Below are 7,172 nucleotides of genomic sequence, written 5' to 3'. Positions count from 1 at the left end.
TCTCACGCGCCAAGTCCAAGCCTGGCAAGACGATCGCAACCGAACGACGAAGGGCGTCGACTGGCAATTCACGACCCAACAAGCCCGCGTGAAACTGCGACGACTCTACCCCCAGCTTTTGGTGTGACAAGGGACTAGAACTCGACCCCCAGACGATCGTACCAGCGCGTGCGCCGCCAGCCCCGGCGGCCCATGCAGGCGTCCATCCGCTCCCGCACGACGCTGCCATCATCGTTGTCGGTGAGCTGATGGCAGACCTTCCGGGCATCGCGAAACCGGCCTTCCCGACCCTTCGGAACGTGCCAGGGGTCCGCAGGACCCGCGCAAGCACCGGACACGAAAAGCAGCGCCAGCAGCGCGGCAGCGTGCCGAAGCCTCATGCCTACTTGTTCGATCCCGTCGGGACGTCCCTGAAGGGCTTCCCCTTGTCCGCCCGGTGCTCGCCCGGAAGGCCGAGTACGCGCTCGGCGATGACGTTCTTCAGGATCTCGTCCGTACCACCGGCGATGCGAATCCCCGGCGAGGCCAGATAGCTCTCCTGCCAGATCGCAGCCTGGGGCGCAGATGACGTGTCACTCACACCACCCATCGCGCCTTGCAGCTCCATCGCGAAGGCCGCGAGCTCCTGGCTGAACGGCGCACCAACGGCCTTGCCGATCGAGCCCTCGGGCCCGGGCGTGCCACCGCGAGAGAGGGCCGAAAGCGTTCGGTAGCCCGTGTACTTGAGGCCCGTCGAGATGATGAAGGCATTCGCGAGCCGCTGGCGCACCGCGCTGTCCTCGATCGCGGGCCGACCGTTCTTGCGGCATTCCGCCGCCAGACGGAACAGATCCTTCGTGCGGCCGGCACCGCCGCCGGCACCGATCGACACGCGTTCGTTCATCAGCGTGGTGATCGCCACCTGCCATCCCTCTCCGATGGCCCCGAGCTGGTTGTCGGCCGGGATGCGCACATCGTTGAAGAAGACCTCGTTGAACGCCGCGCCCCCGTTGATCTGCTTGATCGGCCGGCACTCCACACCCGGGGAATGCATATCGACGATGAAGTAGGTCAAGCCGTCGTGCTTCGGCACTTCCGGATCGGTGCGGGTGACGATCATGCCCCAATCGCAGAAGTGGGCTCCCGTGCTCCAGATCTTCTGACCGTTGATCACCCACTCGTCGCCGTCGCGTACCGCACTGGTGCGCAGGCCCGCCAGGTCGGATCCCGCCGCCGGCTCGCTGAAGAGCTGGCACCAGACGACCTGACCGCGGGCCATGTCCTTCAGATACTTCTCTTTCTGCTCCGGCGTGCCGTGGGCCATCAAGGTGGGTCCAAGCATCCCGTGGCCAATGCCGTAGATGGGCGCAGGCGTCTTGAATTTCGATTCTTCCTGGTTGAAAACCACGTTCTCGAGTCGCCCGAGACCCTGGCCACCGAACTCCTTCGGCCAGGTCAACACGGCCCAGCCGTTGTCGTATTTCGTGGCCTGCCACGCCTTGGACCTCTCGATCGCCTCGTCGTCCTCGCGCTCGGCCATCAGGCTCGGCGCGATCTCATCCGGATTCAGGGGCTCGAGGTGCTGCTCGAGAAACGCGCGGGCCTTTTTTCGGAACTCGGCCTCTTGCGGGGTATCGTCAAAATCCATTTTCGCTCTCCGTCCGTCTTCGTTTCAGTCGATCGTTCGTTCGCGTGAGGCTGGCGGCGTCAGGCCAGCTTCGTCTTCTCGAAACGCGAGACCAGTTTCTCGCGCCACTCATCGGGCGTGCCGAGACCGTGGCTCGTGCTCTTGGCGCGGCGGTAGAAGAGATGGCAGTCGTATTCCCACGTGTAGCCAACGCCACCGTACATCTGGATCATCTCTTCGCCTGCAAGGCAGAAGGCGTCACTGGCCGCGACCCGGGTGCTGGCCGCCGCGATGGCGAGTTCATCACTGTCTTCCGAGAGTGCCCAGGCGGCGTAGTAGCCGTTCGACTGCGCGATCTGGATGGCGCAGAAGAGATCGGCCATGCGATGCTTCAATGCCTGGAAGGAGCCGACAGGCCGACCGAAGGCGAAGCGGCCCATGGTCTGTTCCTTGGTCAACTCGAGGGCGCATTCGGCACCGCCGATCTGTTCGTAGGCCAGCATGACCGCGGCCCGGTCGAGCACCGCGCTCGCCAACGCGTCGCCCTGGCCCTCCCCGCCGAGGCGCTCGCCGGCGGCACCGTCGAACTCCAACTTGGAGAGCGGCCGGGAAGGATCGAAGGCTTCGAGAGGTGTGCGCGTCACCCCGGCAGCGTCCAGATCAACGATCACCAGGGAATGACCGCTGCCCTCCTTCGCGACGACCACTGCGATGCCTGCCGCCTCAGCGTCGGGAACCGGCATCTTCGTGCCGTTCAGCTTTCCACCCTCGAACGTCACGGCGCACTGGCCCGGGTCGAAATCGCCCACGCCTTCCGCCAGAGCGAAGGTGCCAATGAGTTCGCCGGAAGCGAGGCGCGGAAGAAGGCTCTTCTTTTGATCATCGCTGCCCGCGAGGAGGATCGCCTCGGTCGCGAGATAGACCGACGACGAGAACGGGATCGGCGCCAACGCACGACCGATCTCCTGGGCGATCAACACGAGTTCGAGATAGCCGAGGCCCGCCCCCCCGTATTCCTCGGGAACCGCAGCGCCTAGCCAGCCCATCTCGGCCACGCCCTTCCAGAGTTCCTGATCGTAGGTCTCACTGCCTTCAAGGACGGCTCGACATTTTTCGAGCCCGGCGTGTTCCTGGAGATAGTCCCGCGCGGTTTGCTGGACGAATTTCTGGTCTTCGGAAAATTCGAGATTCATCGCGTCCTCGGTTCGGATATTGGCAGTGGGTAGGGCATTATATACAGAATGCCGGTCTACCGCCTCGGGTCTGAGGTCTCTTTTCCGCCGCCGGCAGAAGCGTCGGAAAGCGGACTGCTTGCGGTCGGCGGGGACCTCTCTCCAGAACGCCTTCTCCTGGCCTACAGCCTTGGAATCTTCCCCTGGTACGACGAACCACCGATCCTCTGGTTCTCCCCGGATCCCCGGATGGTCTTGGAGCCTGCCGAGCTCCACGTCCCGCGCCGCCTGGCGCGAACGCTTCGCAGCGGCGGTTTCGAGACGACCCTCGATCGCGCGTTTTCGGATGTCATCCGGGCCTGCGCCTCCGTTCCGAGAGAGGGGCAGGATGGGACATGGATCAATCCGGAGATGCTCTCGGCCTACGAACGGCTTCACGAGCTTGGCTTCGCCCACTCCTGTGAGGCGTGGTGGGAGGGCGAACTCGTCGGCGGCATCTACGGCGTCTCCCTCGGCAGCGCATTCTTCGGCGAGTCGATGTTCCACCACCGCACCGACGCCTCGAAAGTGGCCCTCGTCCAACTGGTGCGAAGCCTCGCCGAGTGGAACTTCACGCTGATCGATTGCCAGATGCACACGGAACACCTGGCCGGCTTCGGCGCGACCGAGTGGCCGCGAGCCCGCTTTCAGGCCGCGCTCGCCAGCGCCTTGCGAGAGCCTACGCGCCGAGGCCCCTGGTAGGCCCGACAGCGCGGTCAGCGCTGGGGGGCCTCTTTGCACAAGACATCGCGGAATGCAGGATCGGCGATCCCGATCAGTGCGGCGGCTCGCTCGGCCACGGTCAATCCCGCGAGCTCCGCCGCGCCATGCTCGGTCACCACCACATCGAGCTGGTGACGCGGTGTCGTCACCGCCGTACCCGGCTCGAATGAGGGAGTGATCCGCGAGACCACCCGACCGTGGACCTTCGCTGTGGACGGCAGACAGATGAAGGAGCGGTCGCTGTTCTCGAGGCCGGGGCCGCCGGTGAAATCCTCGTGACCGCCGACGCCCGAATACTGGGTCTCGCCGATCGTATCCGCCGCCACCTGGCCGGCCAGATCGATGGCCAGCGCGCCGTTGATACACACCATGTTCCGATTGGCCGCGATCGTCTCGGGCGCATTCACCGCCTCGACCGGCAGGAAGCGCACATCCTCGTTGCCATCCAGCCACGCATAGAGTGCCTCCGAGCCACCTGCAAAGGTGCAGATCGAGATGCCTTCGTGGAGACCCTTGGACGCGTTGCTCACCTTCCCCGCACGGTGCAACGCCATCAGGCCATCGGTGAACATCTCGGAATGCACCCCGAAGTCCCCGAGTTTTCCCTCCGCGAGGGTCGACACGACCTGGCTGGGGATCGCGCCGATGCCGGTTTGAAGCGTCGCGCCTTCGTGAACGAATGGCGAGACGTGTTCGGCGATCCGCACCTCGGCCTCCCCGCCCGGGGTGTCGGGCACGATCGGTAGTGGAGTTGCCACCTCGATGATCACATCCGCCTCGTCCACATGAATGGCATGAGGCGCTTCCGGCGGAAGTCCGAAGGTTCGGGGCAAGGCTGGATTGACTTCAACGATCAGCAGGCGGTCCGGGTCGCTCCCGGCGGCGCGCAGCTCGTGGGTCGTCGCACCGGCGTGAAGGGAGAGGCTCATCCATCCCTTCGCATCCGGCGCTGCGGCAACGGTGCCCATGACCCGGGGACGAAGGGTCTCGAGAAGTCGGGTAAAGCGGCGAAAATCTGCGGGAACGAATTGCACATCGTATCCGGACGCCCGGAGCCCGCGCTCGACCGGGCCGAAGAAGCCGCTGCGCAGCTTGACGCCGGGCTTCGTGAAGAGCGGATACAGGCCTAGCAAGAGGGCCGTCGAGACGACGAGGTCCTCAAAATCGTCCCGTTCGCCAAGAGCCGTCATGAAGGCTTTTGGCTGGCCGGGGCCCAGCGGCAACCCAACGACATCTCGCCGCTCGACCAGGGCGGCCGCCTCGGCAGGGCTCTTGCGCTTCGCTTCCGGTATCTCCAAAGGTCAACCCACCCGTCGATCGTGTCCGGCCCAATAGGGCTCGCGCAGATCCTTCTTCAGCACCTTGCCACTCGGGTTGCGCGGAAGCGCCTCGATGAAATCGACGCTTCGGGGTCGTTTGTAGCCACCGAGCCGATCCTTGCAATGCGCGAGCAGGTCTTCAGTCGTGGTTTCCTCACCCTCCTTGAGGACGACGACCGCCTTCACCGCCTCACCCCACTTCTCATCGGGGATTCCGATCACCGCCGCCTCCGCGACCGCAGGGTGTTCATAGAGCACATCTTCGATCTCCCGGGGATACACGTTCTCTCCCCCGGAAACGATCATGTCCTTCACCCGATCCTGGATGTACACGAAGCCCTCATCGTCCATGATCCCCGCGTCACCGGTGTGCATCCAGCCATCCCGCAGGGCTTCAGCACTGGCCTCTTCCAGGTTCCAGTAGCCGCGCATCAACTGGGGCCCACGGGCGGCCACTTCGCCAATCGTGCCATTGGGCACGGGTTTCCCTTCTCCATCGACGATGCAGATTTCGGTTCCGATCAACGCCCGCCCCGCCGAGAGCAGCAGCCCCGGCTCACCCGCGACGCCGCGCCGATGGTCTTCTGGCATCAGGTACGAAACGGCGGCCGTCGTCTCGGTCATGCCATAGCCCTGCACGAAATCGCAGCCGAATGTGTCCATGGCCTGACGAAGCGTGGGCTCGGCGATTGCCGAGGCGCCGTAGATCAGCAGACGCAGCTTTTCATAGTTGCGCTGCCCGACATCCGGCACCGCGACCAGGCAGAACTGGATCATGGCTGGAACCAGTAGCGAAATCGTAACGCCGCCTTCCGATAGCGCGTCCACCACGGCCGCCGGGTTGAAATCTTCGTGAATCACGAGGGTTCCGCCGCCGCCAATGACGGCGAATGTCATGATTCCGGCTGCGGCGTGATACATCGGCGCCACGATCAACCCACGTTCGCCCTCGGAGATACTGAAACCGACCATGGCCTGAAAGAGCTGCCAGCAGACGGCTTCCTGGGAGAGCACCGCCCCCTTGGGCCGTCCCGTCGTACCGCTCGTGTACATCTGGTAGAGGTCCGCCGTCAGCGGTACGAAGCGGTCGGGGGCTGCCGTTGATTGGCCAGCGACGAAGTCCAGCAGTTCATCGTAGCCCTCTGCTCTGCCATTCACCGAGAGGAAGCGTTTGATCCCGCCCAGTTCCTTCCGCGCAGGTTCGAGCGCCGCGGCCAGCTCCGGCTGGGCCACCAGCAGCTTGGCACCGGAATCATTCAGGATGTAGGCCCACTCGGGCGGCGCCAGTCGGTAGTTCAGCGGAACCGGCGCAACCCCGGCTTTCGAACAGGCGAAATAGAAGATCGCCATCTCGATCGAATTCTTGGACAGGATCGCCACGCGATCGCCGATCACGAGCCCTTCGGCGACCAGGGCGTTGGCGAGCTGGTTGGCTTCGAGCGCAGCGTCGGCGTAGCTGATGCGACGGTCTCCCATTTCGGCAAAGATCGCGTCGGGAGCCTGGCGAGCGTGGTAGTCGAGGTTGTCGTGGAGCCTCATGGGGTTGCCTCCTTGGGGAACGGGGGCCCAGTATAATCATCCGAGCCGGTACCGGGCTATCGTCCGTGCCTATGTCGACCATCCACAACCGCGTCACCGAGCTTCTCGGCGTCGAAATCCCTGTCGTCCAGGCCCCGATGGGCTGGATCGCCCGCTCCCCGCTCGCTTCGGCCGTTTCGAATGCCGGTGGCATGGGAATCATCGAGACCTCGTCTGGCGAGCTCGACGTGATCCGCGACGAAATCCGCAAGATGCGGACGCTCACGGAAAAGCCCTTCGGCGTGAACATCGCCCAGGCCTTCGTGCGCGATCCGAACATCGTCCAATTCGTCGTCGACGAGGGCGTGCAATTCGTCACGACCTCGGCCGGAAACCCGACGAAGTACACCGCCCAACTCAAGGAGGCCGGCCTGATCGTCTTCCATGTCGTGCCAACCCTGGCCGGCGCGGAGAAGGCGGTGGCGGCTGGGGTCGACGGTTTGATCGTCGAAGGCAGCGAAGGCGGCGGTTTCAAGAATCCACGCGATGTTGCATCGATGGTGCTGCTCCCCCTCGTCGCCTCCCATTTCGACGTTCCGATCATCGCAGCTGGCGGCATGCTCGATGGACGAACCATGGCGGCGGCATTCGCGCTAGCCTGAACTATGCACGAAAGTTGGCTGAGAACCTGGCTTTCCACGGTTTCGGCGTGCCGCGCGGCGATTGACGCTGACGGATTTCGTTTTGGGTGGTCGATGCCCATTCCGTGGCGAGAATTTGGGGCGTGCCTCGGCG

The 7,172-nt window shown here is 64.3% G+C and carries 6 protein-coding genes and 1 pseudogene; 2 read left to right on the top strand and 5 right to left on the bottom strand.

Going from position 1 to position 7,172, the window contains the following annotated elements:
- Positions 1-134: 134 nt before the first annotated feature.
- From GY937_00920 to GY937_00910, 3 genes are read right to left on the bottom strand one after another with little or no spacing between them, the layout of a single operon-like run.
- The gene (locus GY937_00920) at positions 135-380 is read right to left on the bottom strand and encodes a hypothetical protein (protein MCP5055266.1); all 246 of its coding nucleotides are present in this window, start codon (positions 378-380) and stop codon (positions 135-137) included.
- Positions 381-382: 2 nt separating this feature from the next.
- Positions 383-1,627 (bottom strand): acyl-CoA dehydrogenase, encoded by a 1,245-nt coding sequence (locus tag GY937_00915; protein MCP5055265.1) that lies wholly within the window; start codon positions 1,625-1,627, stop codon positions 383-385.
- A 59-nt stretch (positions 1,628-1,686) separates the two neighbouring features.
- On the bottom strand, positions 1,687-2,799 hold the full coding sequence (locus GY937_00910) for an acyl-CoA/acyl-ACP dehydrogenase (GenBank protein ID MCP5055264.1): 1,113 nt from the start codon (positions 2,797-2,799) through the stop codon (positions 1,687-1,689).
- Positions 2,800-2,847: 48 nt separating this feature from the next.
- Here GY937_00910 and GY937_00905 point away from each other — a divergent pair, with 48 nt between their 5' ends.
- On the top strand, positions 2,848-3,519 hold the full coding sequence (locus GY937_00905) for a leucyl/phenylalanyl-tRNA--protein transferase (protein ID MCP5055263.1): 672 nt from the start codon (positions 2,848-2,850) through the stop codon (positions 3,517-3,519).
- Positions 3,520-3,533: 14 nt separating this feature from the next.
- Here the strand turns inward: GY937_00905 and GY937_00900 are convergent, their stop codons facing one another.
- Both GY937_00900 and GY937_00895 read right to left on the bottom strand, forming a co-directional pair.
- Complete coding sequence (locus tag GY937_00900; GenBank protein ID MCP5055262.1) at positions 3,534-4,730, bottom strand: 4-hydroxybutyrate CoA-transferase; 1,197 nt, start codon at positions 4,728-4,730, stop codon at positions 3,534-3,536.
- A 111-nt stretch (positions 4,731-4,841) separates the two neighbouring features.
- Complete coding sequence (locus GY937_00895; protein ID MCP5055261.1) at positions 4,842-6,398, bottom strand: long-chain-fatty-acid--CoA ligase; 1,557 nt, start codon at positions 6,396-6,398, stop codon at positions 4,842-4,844.
- 71 nt (positions 6,399-6,469) lie between these two features.
- Between GY937_00895 and GY937_00890 the strand changes: the two are divergent.
- Positions 6,470-7,033: pseudogene (locus GY937_00890) on the top strand (nitronate monooxygenase).
- Positions 7,034-7,172 lie beyond the last annotated feature (139 nt).

The organism is bacterium (genome assembly GCA_024228115.1).
Lineage (GTDB): Bacteria > Myxococcota_A > UBA9160 > UBA9160 > UBA6930.
The sequence above is the reverse complement of the archived record's forward strand: the minus strand, read 5'-3'. Positions and strand labels throughout refer to the sequence as shown.

What these genes read in the sequence shown, in the direction of transcription:
- GY937_00900 (MCP5055262.1), bottom strand. Translation starts at nt 4,730, where the DNA reads ATGACGGCTCTTGGCGAACGGGACGATTTTGAGGACCTCGTCGTCTCG.
- GY937_00895 (MCP5055261.1), bottom strand. Translation starts at nt 6,398, where the DNA reads ATGAGGCTCCACGACAACCTCGACTACCACGCTCGCCAGGCTCCCGAC.
- GY937_00905 (MCP5055263.1), top strand. Translation starts at nt 2,848, where the DNA reads ATGCCGGTCTACCGCCTCGGGTCTGAGGTCTCTTTTCCGCCGCCGGCA.
- GY937_00915 (MCP5055265.1), bottom strand. Translation starts at nt 1,627, where the DNA reads ATGGATTTTGACGATACCCCGCAAGAGGCCGAGTTCCGAAAAAAGGCC.
- GY937_00910 (MCP5055264.1), bottom strand. Translation starts at nt 2,799, where the DNA reads ATGAATCTCGAATTTTCCGAAGACCAGAAATTCGTCCAGCAAACCGCG.
- GY937_00920 (MCP5055266.1), bottom strand. Translation starts at nt 380, where the DNA reads ATGAGGCTTCGGCACGCTGCCGCGCTGCTGGCGCTGCTTTTCGTGTCC.